This is a genomic window from Desulfopila sp. IMCC35008 (genome assembly GCF_010646885.2).
Classification (GTDB): Bacteria; Desulfobacterota; Desulfobulbia; order Desulfobulbales; family Desulfocapsaceae; genus Desulfopila.
Window position 1 is genome coordinate 3,606,518 of the sequence record NZ_CP050700.1, and the last position, 17,527, is coordinate 3,624,044.

The window sequence follows — 17,527 nt, forward strand, 5'->3', positions numbered from 1 at the left end:
ATCACAGCTACCTATTCCATTCCCAGCTCAAATATCCTATAGGAGTTTTTGCCCTCATTTTTTGCTGCATACATAGCCAAATCTGCCATGCGCAAAAGGTCTTGGGTTTTACGGGCATTCTCGGGACATGAGGCAATCCCAACGCTTGCGCCAACACCAACGGTTATTGTTTCCTCCGCCTCCCGAATAACAATAGGCTTACTAACTGCGGCAATCAGACGCTTGCAGATACCTGCGACCGACTTCTCCCCATACACGCCTGTCAGAAGGACTGCAAACTCATCGCCGCCCAGACGATATAATGTATCCGTGCCTTGGAGGATGGTCTTTATCCGTTTAGACACGATCTGCAACACGACATCACCATAATGATGGCCGTGCACATCGTTGACCTGTTTAAAATCATCAAGATCGATGAACATTAATGCAGTGGTTTCATCACCCTTAACTGCATTATCCACCGCGGTCTTCACATCAGTCCTAAAGGCGTGGCGGTTTGGACAGCCAGTTAACTCATCGGTGCGCGCTAGCGCATCCAGGTGTCGCTCAGATTCCCTGCTCTGATCCAGTTCCATACTCAGTTTCTTATCCCAGGCCTCAATACGTTCCAGCATCTGGTTAAAGCGGGTTGCCAACCGGGCAACCTCATCTTTGCCATCGTCATTAGCGCGTAGATGATAACTCTTATCTGTTGCAACCTTCTCTGCAAGCTTCGACATATCGAGAATAGGCCCCAGCGCCCATTGTTGCATCCTCTTCAGAATATGCGCTGACAGTAGAATACCGAGAATCGTGGCCCCCCCGCCAATATATACAAAAAGCAACAGGTTTGTCCTGATGGTATCAAGCCCCCCTTCCAGCACAACCGTTCCAACACGCTCCTCCTGGACATAAACAGGTGCAAACGCCACCAGTTTTTGCGATTCAAAGCTTGTACTGTCGCGGTGAATAGCAGGCACACGTGTCCGGTAAGAGGTTGTATTTTCTTCTCCGCCGCTGATCAGCTCAACGAATATGTCATTATTCTGGTCAAAAACTATGACCCTCAGCAAATTACTCGTCCGCTTAAATGAGGCAGCGAGCTTTCTGGTTTCATCTTTATCCTGGAAAACAAGCATTGGTGCCGTATTGGTCGCAAGCAGACGTGCTTCTGCCAACAGGCTGTCGGCCAGCTCCTGGCGGGCGAAAAATGAGTAGAGAATAGAAAAGAAAACAAGAACAACAAACATGACGACTGTTGTACCTAAAATATTCAACAGCCTCATCTTGTTGATAAGAGATTGATTTTTGAGGAATTTTAAAAATAATTGCATTAATTTACCAGCGACCCTGATCACTCCCCCCCTTGGTCTGAAATTGGCATAAACCTTGTGTCGATTTGGTTCTGAACCAGCTATTGTATGGTATTCAGCATTTTGCATCGATTGCCAAATAGTACACAATGTTTACCAATAGTGCCCTGAAAGAGATAAGCCAAGACTTCGAATGCCCTCGGGATGCAATCCGGACTGCTATCATCTTCTTCAATGTTTCAACAGTCTAAAGAGACGACTATAGTACACTGCCGAAAATCCTCAAAACCGGTACCATTTGAACTGAAGGTGAATTCGGGCTAGCGATCATAAGCGGCTCGGCCAGGTTTCATTTCTACTCATACATGATATGTATCCTCCCATTTTTCTTACACAGAATCAAACGATGTGGATATAATTTCCCTCACTCTGCAAAAAAACAAAAAAAAAGCCCCTGCCGACCTAGAGGGGAGTGGTCAACAGGGGCATGGTAAAAGAGGAAGGGGAAGTACTAGAAGTTACCGCCACCCATCATTCCGCCACCTCGCTTACCGCCATGATGCCGGCCAAATCCTTGACCATTGCCACCCATCATGCCGCGGGGACCTACATACTGGTCGACTCCGGCCTCAACAGCCATGGTCCTTATGCTGTTGCGCAGGTCAAAGAGTTCACCCGCAAGTTTGGACGCGGCAGCCGGGTCGGGGTTATTACTTTGCAGAAGAGCTCTTTTTTCAGTCTGCTTCATAATAATCTGTTTGCGAATCTCCTGGGTATCGGCGAAAAACTTGTCGAGTTTTCCCTGTACCGCAGGGTCAAGCTGTTGTTGAACGATCGCATTCGGGTACTGAGGACAATTCTGGTAGTTCATCCCCATGCCATTACCACGATTCCAATTTGCTGAGGCTGCACCTGCTGCTACCAGACCGGTTACTAAGACTACTGTCATAATTTTCTTTTTCATATCAATGTCTCCTGTGTTGACTTGTTTTGCTGTCTTTCCTGCTGTGCAGGATTGTTGTCACATCTTGCCTGTTATCAAGCAAACAGCGTGCCACCAACAGAAGACAATACATATTGTACTATTATAACTACACTTATGCCACTAACCACAGTTTGACTTTCATCTATTCACGATGCATACTGGATATTTTTTACCCAGCCGTAAAGGATATCTGGATATATTTTTCCGATAGTGCAAGCCACAAGAACACCCGGCCGGAAATGAGAAGAATTGACAATGACAAATTTGTGGGAAAAGTACCACACTTGCCATGAAACTGTCCGCCAGATGCAACACTCAAACTGAATATGATAGAGGATACGTTGCAGCTCAGCAGGCCAAAAGGAAATATTCCATGAACCTAAGGTACTGAATAAAATATATAATAATCAAATAGCGAGTAACACTTGTGGCCCGGCCATGAAACTGGCCTCACCTTTGCAAGAAGTAAAACAAAGCAAGGGCAATAATCTTATAATCTGTAGAAAAGAACCGTCATTACAGCATGAACAGTATAAATCCTCCTCAAAGCACCAACTCATTTACCTCCATTTCACAGCATGAAACGGTCGGCATCTCTATACTGTCCGGCTTTACCTGGATTGTTGCCCTGCTTTTCACCATCCTTACTGTTGTTTTCAGGCTTTCTTATATGCTCGTTGCTAACCTGTTACATTACTGCCTGAAATGCTCCGTCTACCTGCTGCTTGGCACCCTCTTTGTCTGCTCGGCCTTTGTCCTGATTGTGTTATCGATCATGACGTTAGGGGCAATCAGTTTACCTTAATCAGTTACCCCCATTATTCATTATCAATATCACGGTGTTCAATCTTTAGAGAGACCCCGTCCCGGGCCAGCAGTTCTGCCAGATGCTCAACCACTGCAACAGAGCGATGATGCCCGCCGGTGCAGCCAACACCAAGCCGCAATGTCTTTTTGTCAGCCGTACGGTTTTCACGCAATAAAAACCTGAGCAATGGTACCAGTAACGCCAAAAACTCTTCACCGCTTCGACTCTGAAGAACATATCTTTTAATACTTTCATCTCTGCCCGTCAGGTGCCTGAGCGACTCTTCCCAGTAAGGATTCGGGAGAAAACGCACATCCCAGACAATAGTTGCATCAACAGGAGCCCCGTACTTAAACCCAAACGAGAACAGGGTAACCTCCAAATCATTCATATCATTCTTTTGATCCATCAATTTCTCCCGTTGATTATGCCAGGTGCAGAATACGAGGCTGCACCCTCCTTCTTCCTGCCACATGCTGATATGTTATGGCAGGATAACCGAGGGCAATCACGCTGTACAACCGTGTCGTCCCACCCAGGCCCAAGGCCTTTTTCATTTTCTGACTTCGTCGCACCGCCTCCACTACAAACCCTATCAGGCAACTGCCAAGCCCCATAGCATGGGCGGCAAGCAGGATATTCTGGGTTGCCAGCAGTGCATCCTCAGCCGGACAGCTGGCGGTGGTCTCACCGGTAACCAGGATTGCTGCGGCAGCACCATGAAACAGGCGATCAACCTGTTCCTCATCCCATTGCCGCAATGCTTCCTGAACCGAGTCGTAATACTCCCGATAATACTTGCCCAAGGCATCCCCGGCAAAGATTTTTGCCAAGAGCCGATACACCGGGTTCCGCGCCTGACTGTTAAGCTCCCGGTAATATCCGGCGGTCAGCTCCCCCAATGATTTCACATCCTTTCTACGCGGCAGTATAGTATACTGCCACGACTGGCTATTGGTGCCCGATGGCGCTGTTGTGCCTATTCTGACCAGGTCCTCCAGGATTTCAATATCAACCACGTCTTGCCTGTAATTACGGCAGGACCTCCGTGAGCGCATCAATTGTACCAGCCTGTCTGTCTCAAAATCCCCCGGCGCCATACTCTCAGTACGTTCAGAAAATGTCTGAAAGGAAAGGACATCCGCCACGTCCGTCACCTGAACGGCACTCACCGGACAGACGGCCCGGCAATGACCACAAGCCATGCACCCATCAGCGGTAACCAAGACCTCCTTTGCCCTCACCTCAAAAAGCTTATGAGGACAAACCTTTGCACACAATCCGCACCTGCTGCATAGTTCCTTATCGACCCGTACCATTCCTTATACCCAAAGATTATGATTTTACCGTTAAAATCTACTATACATTAAATTTTTACTGATGTAATAACAAGCGTTCACCGTAAACCCAACACCAACACAGGCTTGCCATGACCAGACAACCAGAACAGAACCACCGATCGGGATACCGCGACGTATTGCGGGTCTGCCTGCCGTTGGTTCTCGGCATGTCCGCAACGACCGTCATGGAGTTCACAGATCGTGTTTTCCTAAGTAATTACAGCGTAGAGGCGATATCAGCCGTCGTCCCGGCCGGCATCAGCGCCTATCTGTTCCTGGCATTTTTCGGTGGAATTACCGGTTATGCCGGGGTCTTTATCGCCCAGTATTTCGGGAGCGGCTCCACTACACGTATTGGCGCAGTGCTCTGGCAAGGCATCTACTTAACCCTGTTTTCCGCAGGTATCTGCTGGCTGCTAGCACTCTTTATAACCGGCCCCCTTTTTGCCTTTGCCGGACATGCAGACGAGGTACGCGTACTGGAGGAGATCTATTTCTCGATCCTGTGCAAAGGCTCATTCCTGCATGTGGCAGTTTGTACCTTGTCCACCTTTTTCACCGGACGCGGCATCACCCGGCCTGTCATGATCATCACCCTTATCGGGGTTGTCGCCAACATCCCGCTCGATTATGCCCTTATCTACGGAAAATGGGGGTTACCGGAAATGGGTGTTACCGGAGCGGCAATTGCCACAGTCATGTCATGGGGCGTAAACTTTGCGCTCTTGGCCCTGCTAATATTCACACCAAAAAACAACAAGGATTTCGGGGTCTTTTCCGCTTATCAAATTGATTTGAAGCTACTCCTTCGCCTGCTGCAGTTCGGTATTCCCGGCTCCCTCCAGTTCACCCTCGATATCCTGGCCTTTACCATCTTCATCCTGCTGGTAGGACGAATCGGAACAGAGCAACTGGCAGCAACGAATATTGTGCTCTCCATCAATGCAGTAGCCTTTATGCCGTCCATGGGTGTGTCTCAGGGGATAACAGTCATGGTAGGCCAGGCTCTTGGCAGAAGAAATGTCCCTGAGGCCCAAACTGCTGTAAGAAAGGCCATCCACCTGCTGCTGGCTTACATTGTCGTCATCGATCTTCTTTTTATCTTCCTGCCCGAACCAATACTGGCCCTCTTTATCCAGGAAGGTGGTGAGGCCGGTTCCATCAGCACAGTTATGAGTACTGGCATACAGCTGCTGCGCATCATTTCCGCTTACCTGCTTCTCGACGCACTTTACATGGTCTTCAGCGGTGCATTGAAAGGAGCTGGTGATACACGGTTCCTGATGATTTCCATAGGTGTCTCTTCACTCTTCTGCCTGATATTGCCCGTCTATTTCGGTATCAGTTATTTTGGCATGGGCGTGCAGGCAGCCTGGAGCTGCGTGCTTCTCTTCATCATTGTCCTGTTCCTTCTTTCAGCCGGCCGCTACCGGACGGGTAAATGGAAGAAAATGTTGGTGATTGAAAAGGAGTTCCAGAAGCCATAAGCCTCGGCTCCTGTACGGTTCAGCTGCTGTCACGTGACAGCAGCTGCAGGAAAAAAAACGTTGCCAGCAGCATCGACAACAATACGCAGAGAAAGGCGTGCCAGCCAAAATGCTCGAACACAATACCCGGAAGAAATGAACCGAAGGTGCCGCCCAGATAATAAAATGAGATATACATGCCATTGGCCAAGGCCTTATTGGCCTCGGCGAGTTTATTGACCAGACCTGACAACAATGAATGAGCCAGGAAAAATCCCGTGCAGAAAACAAACATCCCAAGAAACATCACCTGGTACTGCTCCGCCATAAACACCAGAGTTCCTGCAGCAAAAATCAGGACCCCTGCAGACACCGCTCTCATTTCATTGCCAAAAAAGGATATAATCCGTGAATTGTTCATACAAACAACCACACCGGAAATATACCCCAGATACAGGAGGCCGACACCGGTCTGCCCAAGTGACACCTCCATCCTGCGAAGCTCGAATGGTAAAAAATTCATCAGTGCAGCAAAGGCAAAAAACAGACAGAAGATACAGCAATAGAGATACCTAAACTGAGGCTGGCGGAGAAGCCTCACAAGATCGACCGTTCTCAACCGGACATAACTCATCTTTATATCTTTCTTTAAACCACCCAGCAAAATAAAACAGACCAGCAAGCCAACACCGAGAAAAAAGAAAAAGAACCTCCAGCCGAAAATATCGGTGCTGAGTCCGGACAAAAACCGTCCCAGGAATCCGCCCATGATGGTCGAACCGATATACATGGCAATATTATGCTGTACCTTATCTGCCGGAGAAGTATACGAGATATAACTCATGAGAGAAGTAAGGATGGCCGGGATAAGCAGTCCCTGTACCCCTCGAATGGTGAGAAGAAACACATAGCTGGTGGTACAGGCAAACAGTATCTCAAGAACAGCAAGCAGCAGCACGGCCCCTCGCAACAGACTCCTGGCCGGATAGGCTTCAAGCAGGATACCATAAAAGAGAGGAGCTACTCCCAGTGGTGCCATCATGAGGGTGGTGAAAAGAATAGCCTGCAGACCGCTAAGCCCGAACTCCTGCTGAAAAACAGGTTGTATCGGCTGCGCCGCATAAAGGGAACAGAAGGTGAGGACGGCGGTGAAATACATCACCCGAATTACAGTTTTTCTTGCCGTCATATTGTAATCAGGTGAGTAAAATGATGGAGTGTATCTTCCGGAGACGGAATAAGAATAGCAAAAAGACCGACGACACATCGGAAGGTGTCGCCGGAACATTTTTTCAAATCAATGAATCCAGAGTCGACTGAAGGGAGGCCAAATCGAACGGTTTATTAATAGCACCCTTAAAACCGTGGTCGCCATATTGCATCATGATCGGATCAGCCGGGTTGCCGCTGGATACAAGTACCTTAACATCCGGGTTAATCTCGAGCACTCTGCCGATAGCTTCCTTACCACCCATACCACCGGGAATAGACAGATCCATGACAATAATATCGTATGGGACACCATCTTCCAGGCTACGTGAGTACTCCTCAATGGCGGCCTCGCCGTCTTTTACGTGATGACCGTCATACCCCAGATGAATCAACATCTGGCAGGCGATTTCTCCTATCATGTCCTCATCGTCCATGATGAGGATTTTGCCTTTTCTTTCCTGTTCTGACAATTGCGTCCCCCTCGTTCGTCACCGAGATTCAGTAAAGCATCTTATAAATTCCAGTATGCCAGATACTTCAGACCCCAGTCAAGGTTACTCTTCTCTTTTTTTTAAATGTATTTTCAGGACATTCCCTGCGTGCTGTTGTATGATATTCTCTGTCCGTTTACAGTCACAGGTTATTTTAATAATTATGCAAAACCAAAGCAAAAAACTCGTTCATAAATCCATGTGGGGAGAGCGCCTGGTAGAAATCTATGACCGGGATGATTTCCGCTATCTCTATTTCAACAGCAGGTTCCTGCAAAGTAAGATGTCTCTTCGTTCCCCCAGGCATCTTGCACTCCCATACACGCGGTACATGATGCTGTCACTTTTTTTTGTACCGAACCCGAAAAGGATCCTGCTAATCGGCCTTGGTGCAGGTTCCCTCGTACGCTATCTGCATGAGGTACTGCCTGAGAGTAAAATCGACGCGGTCGACCATTCGGAACAGGTTATCGATCTTGCCAGGGGTTATTTCCATCTCCCCGATTCAGCAAGGGTGTCCATCCACTGTCAAGACGGAGTGGATTATATAAAAAGGAACAGGACGAACGAACCTTACGACTTGATCCTGCTGGACGCATTTGATGAGCAGGGAATGGCGGATGGAATTTACAGCCGGGAGTTTTTTGAGCTCTGTGCCCGCTCACTTAGTCCCAGCGGATTGCTCTGCTGCAATCTCTGGAGCGGCAAACCGGAAGATGTACAAAATATCTCACGGGAACTCACGCTCCTGTTTCCGGGCCAACTCACATGCAATGTACCGCAACGAGGAAACATCATAAACTACTCCCTGCCATACTCGGTAAAATGGCATCACTTTTCACTGCTCAGACGAAGAAAAAAGATGCTCCGCGACCGGTTCGGACTCGATTACGATTCCATGACCACCAAACTTATTAAAAACAACCTGGGGTATCTCGAACAAATGCTTTTGTTACTTCTCGGCTGAAATATCCATATCACATGGAAATTTTCCTTTAAAGATCAATAATACCTCAAAAGTAGTCAAGAACAACTAAAGTTTCCTGCTCCTTTCGTTGTAACACCCAGGAAAGGCAGCCTGAAAAGCTTCCGCTGGTGTCCGATAAAAATCGGTTCCGATATCCTGCTTCAGGAACTGAAAGAGCTCGTCATCACCAGAGGCGAAACCGATAAGAGGCCGACCAAATGCAACGTGGTCTGACTCCGGCTCAATAGCATTATTGGCTAAATCATCCATCCATGAAAATATTCTGGTTTTCAGATCGGCTGATTCCACATTCTCACTCCACATTTCAAAAAATCACATTCTGAGAAGCAGCTCCGACCAACCTGCTGATCCTGACCGCTTTGCAGGCCGGATATTACCTGTTACCCAAGAGATCGGTTGCATATTCAAAACCACTTAGGTATCACCAAATAACCAATCACCTGCAGCTTCCACTTTTGATTTATATTTATTATATCATTACAAGATAATCGGACGATTTCAAGACAACAGCAGTTGGTACCACCAGAAATCCTTTTTCCCGGACAGCTGTCTTCACAACTGGAAACAACATGTAACAGAAACCCCAATAGACTGAAAACATACAACATATCAGCACAGCTGAGTATTCAAACAATCTGCATCCAATTAAAGAGTTTTAGAGAGAGGAGCATCCTGTCCTGTTTTCTGGACGATTTCCGTTGAACGATATGCCAGGCCATGCGCACCATCCCCCTCTGTGTCTCACTGAAATGGAGTCCGTCAAGAACATCACACAAGGCATAATAGAGATGCGTATACAAGAACTTATCACCCTTTCAAGGTGCAACAGGGAGATGGGAAGATTGGCAGGTAGCTCAAAATGGCACACCGCTTGCTTTATTATTTGTCACACGGTGCAAAACAGTATGTATACAGCAGTACAAGCAGTATATTTTGATGTTTACCATGATATTCAGCAAGTAATCGTAGTTTTTTGCACCTTTTAGCAGTATCAGCAACACCAGCAGTACATATCAGGTTTGTCGGACCAACCTTCGAACACAGGTGGGGTGCAGAGACAGGTGACGTCCGACAGGCCAGATATAATTCCACCTGACAACGATGAAACCACGGCAATTATATCTAGTTTCAATACTGATACCAGGCGCTAAACGTTACTATGCAACAGCATCCCAAACGACAATAATGAAACGCTTCCTGCCCATAATCATCTCAGCTATCCTGCTTACCGTCACCATGTTTGCAGTGTATGAAATATTCATCTCTCCTGACCTGCTGCAGGGCTATGACAGGGAAATGGAATTTCTTATCGTTACACTTTTCTTATGTATCGGATTGTCTTTTGGCACTATGATAATCTGCGTTGTTGAGGTGATCTCCATGAAATCTGTGACCAAACGTCTGGGCTCCATTAATCAGACAGTCACCCACCTGCACGATAAAAATTTCATGTAGATACACTTTTTATTCTCAGAAATTACCTCCAGGTATTACGGTGTCACCTATTCTCTCCAGTTGATCCTGCAAATCATCTACTTCCCGCTGCCAGTAGTTTTCGGTTCCGAAATCGTCTATGACCCTGGTGTGCCCATCAGCAAGAACCTGATGAGCACACCAGGCCATATAATGAACAAAACGCATGGCCCGCAACGGCTCAATCAGACGAAACGTCCTGCGATCAAAGCGATAAAACATTTCGTACCCTTCCAGAAAGATATCCATTTCCACAAAAGTCTCCTCAAGGGTACCGGGGAGCAGCATCCAGATGTCCTGGACGGGTGGACCCATTACCATATCATCGAAGTCTATTAGATAAAAAGATTCGCCGGGACGATAGATGATATTGGCAAAATGGCAGTCACCGTGGATACGAATCGGCTTAACACTGTCGAACAGAGGCGCCGTCTCTTTGATAATACGGGTAACTATCTTCTCGAATTCAGGAGCGATACGCTCAGACACCAAACCACTGTTTAACAGGTAATTGAGTTGCTCCCGGGTTGAAGCGGTGGGCGACATCAAGGGCCGCTCACTGCTAGGTGAGCGTGAACCGATGCTGTGTACCCGCCCCAGCAAGCGCCCCAGCTGAAGCCACTGATCATCATCAAACTCATCCACGCTGCGCCCGCCTTTTTTCGGAAAAAGGGCATAGCAGATCCCATGATACTTTCCAACAGTACCACCAGTTTGTAACTGCAGAGGGGCAATAACCGGAATCTCATCGGCAGAAAGTTCCTGCAGGAAACGATGCTCGTCAGCAATCCCCCTCTCCGACCAGCGACCCGGCCGATAAAACTTGACGACAAGCCCGGAACCGTCCTCCTTCTCCAGCTCATAAACCCTGTTAATATAGCTGTTGAGGGGCCGAAAGAGGTTGGTCAACACCACGCCAAGCGCCCCTTCCACCAGGTTCAGCACCTGATCGGGCCCCAGATCCCTGAATACTTCTCCCGGGTTTGTCATATCCTTCCTTATCAAATAGGATTGTTCATTGATTATGTTTCATATCCTGGCTATTCATAGCCGAAAAGGGTAAAAACTGCTTGAATAAATGAATTACATAAACGACACGCACGCTGCGCAACCGATCTCCGCAACCCATGGATACTGCAAGGCCTGCAAGACATCCCATTACCTGCCGCTTGACCCGGCGCTCCCCTACTGTCGAGAATTGATGGACAGACTGGATAGCTCCGCCTCTATATTGCTACAGCAGGAAACACCACCCGATCACAACCTCTCCACCAAGTCTCTGTTCGGTGAGGCAAGGGGCAAAATGTTCGGAGTTATGGTTGCCAGGAACCCGGATGGCATTCACCAGGTATTGCATGCTTTTTCCGGCCAATATAACGGACTTTGGCAGGTTCCGGGATGGGCACCACCACTTTTTAATCTTGAACTGTTCCACCGTATCCACGATGCGCGGGAACGGGAAATAAAGGGGATAACCTCTAAACTAGCCGAAATCCCCCCTCAGACAAAGCAATGGCAGACACTACGCACTACAAGAAAACAACTCTCCAGAAAACTTATGCAGGATATCTTTTCGATATACAGATTACGTAATTTCCGTGGCGCTTCCATCTCACTTGAAAAAGCATTTATTGGCTCAGGCCTGCCCACCGGTACAGGTGACTGCTGTGGTCCCAAATTGCTCGTCTGGGCTGCAACCCGGCAACTCAGGCCTGTAGGCATGGCTGAATTCTATTGGGGACGCAAAAATAAATCGGGGACGAGGAAACACGGCGTCATCTACCCCTCCTGTGCCGAAAAGTGCCAACCTTTACTGGGGTTCCTGCTATGCAGGAGTAATCATGATCCACGGTGAGCTGAAAATTATCTACCACGATCAATTCCTCGTCATCGCCGACAAACCCGGGGGTCTGCTCTCTGTTCCCGGCCGCGGGGCAGACAAGCAGGATTGTGTTACAAGCCGGTTACGTAACATGTTCCCGGAAATGATTGAGCAACCGGCAGTTCATCGCCTCGACATGTATACCTCGGGCCTGCTGGTAGTCGCTGTCACCAGGGAAAGCCATCGTCACTTAAACCGCCAGTTCATGGACCGCACTGTTATTAAACACTACCAAGCCATCGTTGAAGGTGAGATCCATGGTGATTCCGGAGAAATCCGGCTTCCCTTCAGGCTTGACCCTGCCAACAGACCACTCCAGGTATACGACCCGCAGCAGGGAAAAATGGGGGTCACCACATGGACCCGACTCTCCCGTGAAGCAGCCGGCACCCGAATCCGTTTCGTTCCACTCACTGGCCGGACCCACCAGCTGCGTGTACATGCCGCCCACCATCTGGGCCTGTGTTGTCCCATTGTCGGCGACAGCCTGTACGGTTGCGGCAGTGACGGAGACAGGATGCTGCTTCATGCCGAATATCTTGAATTTACCCACCCTGAAAGTAACAAGAGAGTTCACTTTCACGTACCAGCCCCTTTCTAGCCAAACAGTAGCGCCCGACTCTTACTTTTTGTCCCTGAACAGGGTATAGTAAGGCCATGAAAACGTACTGGAATTATAAAGACTCTATCAACCTCGAATACTTCATCCAGCTGGATGAGGAGACAGACGATGCCGAGCTTCACGAGCGGGATCGTAGTTATTTTCTGCAACTTCCCGCAGAATTGCAAAACAAAGAGCGCATCTCCGCGACCCGTCTTCTTCGAGCCTGGATGGACACCAGGGCAGCAGGGTCGGAAAATACTAAAAGGCTGCCCGGCACTATAGCAGTCGAAATAATGACCATGTTGCGACTGGTACTGGTATTCTTCGCCCTGGTCGCCGGGTTTGGCGCAGGGGTCCTCTATTTCAGCTATTCCGGGGATACGCCGGTAAATGTCCTGCCTTTTTGCGCCATTTTCGTCCTCTTTCAGTTACTGCTGGTCTTGCTGCTCCTGTTCAGGCGAGCAGTAACAGGTACGCTGGGAAAAGCCATACCACGTTCGGCAGCTGTCATGCTGGTTTCCCTTCTGGCGGACAGGCTTTACCAGCTTGTTGCCGGAAAAACAAGACAGACGCTTGGAGGGAGCCGCCTGCAGCAAATTCAGTCGGTTGACGGACAGGCCAGATCTTTTTTCCGTGTTCACGCCACGATTTTTTACTGGCCACTCTTCTCGCTCCTTCAGGGTGCAGCCGTCATCTTTAATGTCGGCCTGCTGGCTGCCACATTTCTCAAGATCAGCGTCAGCGATGTGGCCTTTGGCTGGCAATCCACCCTGCAACTCAGTGGTCAGACCCTCCATAAACTCGCAGGCTGGATCGCCCTGCCATGGTCCTGGTTTCTCGGGGAAGGAATGGGTTATCCAACGCTTACGGAAGTCGAAGGCAGCAGGATAATCCTGAAAGAGGGAATTGCTCACCTGGCCACGGAAAACCTCATATCCTGGTGGCCCTTCCTGCTTATGTGCGTACTGGTTTACAGCCTTCTTCCCAGACTGCTACTCTACCTTTACGGCAGATACCGGGAACAGCAGGACGACCTCATCCCTTCCCCCCTGCCACTGAAGGTCGAGCAGATAATCCGCCGGATGCAGACACCTGTTGTCACCACCCAGGCACCCCCTGAACCTCGGCCAGAATCAGGAGAAAGAGAGAAAAAAGCCAGCGCCCCCTCCAACACATCAACCGGGATGAATCTTCTGCCAATCGTGGTACTGCTGCCGGATGATTGCTACGACAGCTGCACGATAGATGAACTCCGATCCGTTCTGCAGGATGAGGGTTTCAGCCCTGAACACGTCCACAGGTTCGGAGTGGATTACGACAGCGATCAAACGTTACTGAAAATGCTCGGGCAGCCCGACCACACCTTTGAAGCAGGTTTTCTTATTATTGTTGAATCATGGATGCCCCCACTCATGGATTTCCTGGTCTTCCTGAAAACACTTCGAGCTGTAACAGGGCCCACCGTTGCTATCAGAATACGGATGCTTGGCCGCCCGGATGCAAACACCATATTCACGCCGGTAACCGATGCCGGCCACAACGCCGTTTGGCACCAAAAAACAGGGAGCCTTGGCGATCCGTACCTGGAAGTGTTGTCTCTTATCCCGGGAAGTGGATCATGAACGCTGTGGAACGTTCTCCGGAAATTGCAATTATTGGCCACCCGAATGAAGGGAAATCGTCGGTCCTCTCAACTCTGGCAGAAGATGACTCCGTTCGTGTCAGCGCCACGCCTGGAGAGACCGTTGTCTGCAGGACATTTCCCGTCCGTATAGACGGTAGAGAGGTACTTCGTTTTACCGACACCCCCGGTTTCCAGAATCCCTCCAGAGTCCTAGCCGAACTTCGAAAACTAACCGAGGAAGATGGGGATTGTATCACCCGGTTCCGGGAAAAATTCCAGACCGTGCCGGAACTTCACGACGATATAGAACTTCTTCAGCCGATAGAGCGGGGAGCCGGCATTATCTATGTTGTCGATGGCTCACGGCCTGTCCGCAATGTGGACAGGGCGGAAATGGAGATACTTCGCCTCAGCGGTCGTCCCCGAATGGCCATCATCAACTGTAAGGATGATCGGTATAACCACCTCGACAGCTGGAAGAACGAGTTCAGAAAGACTTTCAACTCAAACCGGGTATTCAATGCCCACCGGGCCACCTACGCAGAGAGGATCCTGCTGCTGGAAGCGTTAAAGTCCATCGATCAGGACTGGCACCCTATATTGGATAAAGTTGTCGTTGCATTCAAAGACGATTGGGCCTCACGGAACAGGCAGACGATGCATATCCTGCTCGATCTGTTTACCGATTGTCTGCAATACACGGTTTCAGCTCCGCTCAACGCCACAACTGACCAGGAAGAGCTGCAAAAACAGCTCACCAGAAGTTATCATAAAACAATCGGTGAGAAAGAAAAGAAAGCCCACCGCAGAATACGCGGTCTCTATAAACACAATATTTTTGATTATTCCCTGCCAGCACACTCCCTGCTCCATGAAGAACTTTTCAGTGAAAAAACCTGGAGCGTTATGGGGCTTTCCAAAACCCAAATCGTCATCATCGGTGGCCTGGGTGCTGCAGCCATCGGGGCCGGTATCGATATTGCTGCGGGTGGCATGGCCCTTGGGTTGGTAACCGGACTGGCCGGGGCAGCCGGGGCCATCGGGGCGCTGTGGGGAGGAAAAAAACTATCGCAGGACGGTGTGTTCGGAGTTCGCATCGGCGGGGAACAACTTCGGCTCGGCCCGGCGACAGACATCAACCTGCTGTTTGTTCTGATAAACCGAGCCTTACTCTATTATAAACACACCATCAACTGGGCACACGGCAGAAGGGATTATGAGAATATTTCTATAAAATCAGAAACAGAAAACCATTCCTTCAACATAACCTCTAACTGGTCAACAGCCAGGCTGCGTATCTGTAGTTCCTTTTTTTCGGCTGTAACGGGTAAGAAAGAAAATAATATTGGCCAGGAGAAGAAGAAACTCGGTGAAATTATTGAGCGGTCCCTGGCTGAGATTTCCAGTGAGGAGTAAAGACCATGGAACGAACTATTACCACTGAGACCCGGCCTATCAAGCTCTGGCTGCCCGACATTGACGACGACACCCTGCAACAGGCGAGGAATCTAGCGAATTTCCCCGGAATCCACCACCATATAGCTATCATGCCCGATGCTCATGTCGGGTACGGAATGCCCATCGGGGGAGTCGCAGCAACAGACAACCTGGTTATCCCTAATGCCGTTGGTGTAGACATCGGTTGTGGAGTCTGTACCGTCCAGACCACCTTAAAAAACGTTGACCGGTCCGAGCTCAAAAAAATCATGGGAGCGATCCGCCGGGAAATTCCTTTGGGCTTTAAACATCATAAAAATGCACAGCCGTCGAAGTTTATGCCTCAACCGCCTAAAGGCATAACCCTCCGGGATCTTCCTGTGGTCTCATCAGAATACAAAAGCGGCCGCAGCCAACTCGGGACTCTGGGCGGGGGCAATCATTTTATAGAAATTCAGCGTGATGAAGACGAATACATCTGGCTGATGATCCACTCCGGCAGCAGGAATATCGGTTACAGGGTCGCCCGTCACTACAACAACCTGGCCCAGGCTTATAACACCAACCACATGTCAGGCGTGCCGACCAGCTGGCAGCTCGCCTTCCTGCCACTTGATAGTGAAGCGGGCCAATTGTACCTGCAGGAGATGCAGTATTGCGTCGATTTCGCGCGTGCCAACCGTAAGCTGATGATGGAGCGCCTCCAGGATATTATCCAGGAGTTTTGTTCTCCTGTCCATTTTTTCGAACGCATAGATATTGCCCACAATTATGCCACACTGGAACATCATTTTGGTAAAGACGTACTGGTGCACCGCAAGGGAGCAACCAGGGCAGGGAAAGGTGAAATCGGTATTATCCCCGGTTCGCAGGGAACCAGTAGCTATATCGTACAGGGAAAAGGCAACCCGGACAGTTTTTGCTCCTGCTCACACGGAGCGGGCAGAAAACTCGGCAGAAAACAGGCCCAGCGGACGCTGAACCTGCAAAAAGAAATAACCATACTGGAAGAACAGCATATCATACACGCGGTCCGCTCAAAGAGGAACCTGGAAGAGGCTGTCGGTGCTTATAAAAATATAGAAAAAGTACTCTCTCGCCAGAAAGACCTTGTCGCACCGCTCACCCGTCTTCAACCGCTGGCCGTTGTCAAAGGATAGGAAGCTGGCAACTCAAGGTGCCAGACGTTCAACCCTCCAGCCACTGTCGGATTCCGCAGACGGTGTGTAGAGAAACCGGTCATGCAGGCGGCTTTTACGGCCCTGCCAGAATTCGATTTCCTCAGGAACCACACGGTAGCCACCCCAAAATGAGGGTAGAGGCACCTTCCCCTCCCCTATCTTGGTTTTCATCTCATTAAATTTCTGTAACAGGATCTGGCGAGAACTGAGCTTATGGCTTTGACTGGAAACCCAGGCCGCAATCTGGCTCTCCTTGGGGCGTGTCATAAAATACCTGGCTGATTCTGCAGCGGATATCCTCTCGGCACGACCGTTAATCTGTACCTGTCTTTCCAACTCCAGCCAGACGAACAACAAGCTTACCCGGTTGTTTTCACCAATCTCACGCGACTTCCTGCTCTCGAAATTGGTGAAAAAGACATACCCTTTCTCATCATAATATTTTAGAAGCACCGTACGTTGACTCGGCTGTCCTTTAGCATTGACCGTAGCCAGAATCATGGCGGTGGGGTCCGCGATATGTGTCGCCTGGGCCTGCTCAAACCATCGGCTGAACTGGATCTGGGGATCGGGGTTGAGGTCTGACCGGTTCAGTCCCCCTTTCAGGTATTCTCTGCGAAACTGGCTTAAATCCACGTACGTATTCCTTTGCTCTTATTAAGTTAGTTACCATCCAAAACCTGATTTTTGAGCCGATATCAGGTTTTGGGATGATGACTAAGTTGTATTTTCGTATTTCAATCA

18 protein-coding genes are annotated in these 17,527 nt (G+C 49.2%); 9 read left to right on the forward strand and 9 right to left on the reverse strand.

The genetic code is table 11. The features are described 5' to 3' along the window. Positions 1-11: 11 nt before the first annotated feature. The gene (locus tag GA520_RS15820; RefSeq protein ID WP_163338673.1) at positions 12-1,313 is read right to left on the reverse strand and encodes a sensor domain-containing diguanylate cyclase; all 1,302 of its coding nucleotides are present in this window, start codon (positions 1,311-1,313) and stop codon (positions 12-14) included. Between the two features lie 490 nt (positions 1,314-1,803). After that, positions 1,804-2,256 carry a periplasmic heavy metal sensor gene (locus GA520_RS15825; RefSeq protein ID WP_163338672.1) on the reverse strand — a complete coding sequence of 151 codons (453 nt, stop codon included), beginning with the start codon at positions 2,254-2,256 and terminating at the stop codon, positions 1,804-1,806. Between the two features lie 544 nt (positions 2,257-2,800). Here GA520_RS15825 and GA520_RS15830 point away from each other — a divergent pair. Next, positions 2,801-3,082 (forward strand): hypothetical protein, encoded by a 282-nt coding sequence (locus GA520_RS15830; RefSeq protein WP_163338671.1) that lies wholly within the window; start codon positions 2,801-2,803, stop codon positions 3,080-3,082. A 13-nt stretch (positions 3,083-3,095) separates the two neighbouring features. Here GA520_RS15830 and GA520_RS15835 read toward each other — a convergent pair whose 3' ends face one another. Then, entirely contained in the window at positions 3,096-3,494 is a 399-nt protein-coding gene (locus GA520_RS15835) for an RNase adapter RapZ (protein WP_163338670.1), read from the reverse strand. Between the two features lie 16 nt (positions 3,495-3,510). Continuing rightward, positions 3,511-4,404: a nitroreductase family protein gene (locus GA520_RS15840; RefSeq protein WP_163338669.1), complete on the reverse strand. Its 894-nt coding sequence runs from the start codon at positions 4,402-4,404 to the stop codon at positions 3,511-3,513. 110 nt (positions 4,405-4,514) lie between these two features. Here GA520_RS15840 and GA520_RS15845 point away from each other — a divergent pair, with 110 nt between their 5' ends. Next, positions 4,515-5,912, forward strand: coding sequence for an MATE family efflux transporter (locus GA520_RS15845; protein WP_163338668.1), 1,398 nt, complete (start codon positions 4,515-4,517; stop codon positions 5,910-5,912). A gap of 19 nt (positions 5,913-5,931) precedes the next feature. On the opposite strand, the gene GA520_RS15850 is transcribed toward GA520_RS15845, so the two are convergent. Continuing rightward, positions 5,932-7,080 carry an MFS transporter gene (locus GA520_RS15850; protein WP_163338667.1) on the reverse strand — a complete coding sequence of 383 codons (1,149 nt, stop codon included), beginning with the start codon at positions 7,078-7,080 and terminating at the stop codon, positions 5,932-5,934. 103 nt (positions 7,081-7,183) lie between these two features. Further along, on the reverse strand, positions 7,184-7,573 hold the full coding sequence (locus GA520_RS15855) for a response regulator (protein WP_205749295.1): 390 nt from the start codon (positions 7,571-7,573) through the stop codon (positions 7,184-7,186). 184 nt (positions 7,574-7,757) lie between these two features. Here GA520_RS15855 and GA520_RS15860 point away from each other — a divergent pair, with 184 nt between their 5' ends. Beyond that, positions 7,758-8,561: a hypothetical protein gene (locus GA520_RS15860; protein WP_163338666.1), complete on the forward strand. Its 804-nt coding sequence runs from the start codon at positions 7,758-7,760 to the stop codon at positions 8,559-8,561. Positions 8,562-8,627: 66 nt separating this feature from the next. Here the strand turns inward: GA520_RS15860 and GA520_RS15865 are convergent, their stop codons facing one another. Continuing rightward, complete coding sequence (locus GA520_RS15865; RefSeq protein ID WP_163338665.1) at positions 8,628-8,870, reverse strand: hypothetical protein; 243 nt, start codon at positions 8,868-8,870, stop codon at positions 8,628-8,630. An 897-nt stretch (positions 8,871-9,767) separates the two neighbouring features. On the opposite strand from GA520_RS15865, the gene GA520_RS15870 reads away from it, so the two are divergent. After that, positions 9,768-10,037: a hypothetical protein gene (locus GA520_RS15870; RefSeq protein WP_163338664.1), complete on the forward strand. Its 270-nt coding sequence runs from the start codon at positions 9,768-9,770 to the stop codon at positions 10,035-10,037. 15 nt (positions 10,038-10,052) lie between these two features. Here GA520_RS15870 and GA520_RS15875 read toward each other — a convergent pair whose 3' ends face one another. Further along, the gene (locus GA520_RS15875) at positions 10,053-11,045 is read right to left on the reverse strand and encodes a serine/threonine protein kinase (protein WP_163338663.1); all 993 of its coding nucleotides are present in this window, start codon (positions 11,043-11,045) and stop codon (positions 10,053-10,055) included. Positions 11,046-11,133: 88 nt separating this feature from the next. On the opposite strand from GA520_RS15875, the gene GA520_RS15880 reads away from it, so the two are divergent. The 5 genes from GA520_RS15880 to GA520_RS15900 are packed head-to-tail and all read left to right on the forward strand — an operon-like array spanning position 11,134 to position 16,762. Next, positions 11,134-11,910 (forward strand): hypothetical protein, encoded by a 777-nt coding sequence (locus tag GA520_RS15880; RefSeq protein WP_163338662.1) that lies wholly within the window; start codon positions 11,134-11,136, stop codon positions 11,908-11,910. Next, complete coding sequence (locus GA520_RS15885) at positions 11,897-12,538, forward strand: RluA family pseudouridine synthase (protein WP_163338661.1); 642 nt, start codon at positions 11,897-11,899, stop codon at positions 12,536-12,538. Before GA520_RS15880 ends, GA520_RS15885 begins: the two co-directional genes overlap by 14 nt. Before the next feature lie 56 nt (positions 12,539-12,594). Then, a complete protein-coding gene (locus GA520_RS15890; RefSeq protein ID WP_163338660.1) occupies positions 12,595-14,163 on the forward strand; it encodes a DUF2868 domain-containing protein in 1,569 nt (522 codons plus the stop codon). Next, a complete protein-coding gene (locus tag GA520_RS15895; RefSeq protein WP_163338659.1) occupies positions 14,160-15,581 on the forward strand; it encodes a GTPase/DUF3482 domain-containing protein in 1,422 nt (473 codons plus the stop codon). Before GA520_RS15890 ends, GA520_RS15895 begins: the two co-directional genes overlap by 4 nt. 5 nt (positions 15,582-15,586) lie before the next feature. Next, entirely contained in the window at positions 15,587-16,762 is a 1,176-nt protein-coding gene (locus tag GA520_RS15900) for an RtcB family protein (protein ID WP_163338658.1), read from the forward strand. A gap of 12 nt (positions 16,763-16,774) precedes the next feature. Here the strand turns inward: GA520_RS15900 and pdxH are convergent, their stop codons facing one another. Beyond that, complete coding sequence (pdxH, locus tag GA520_RS15905; protein WP_163338657.1) at positions 16,775-17,419, reverse strand: pyridoxamine 5'-phosphate oxidase; 645 nt, start codon at positions 17,417-17,419, stop codon at positions 16,775-16,777. Between the last annotated feature and the right edge of the window lie 108 nt (positions 17,420-17,527).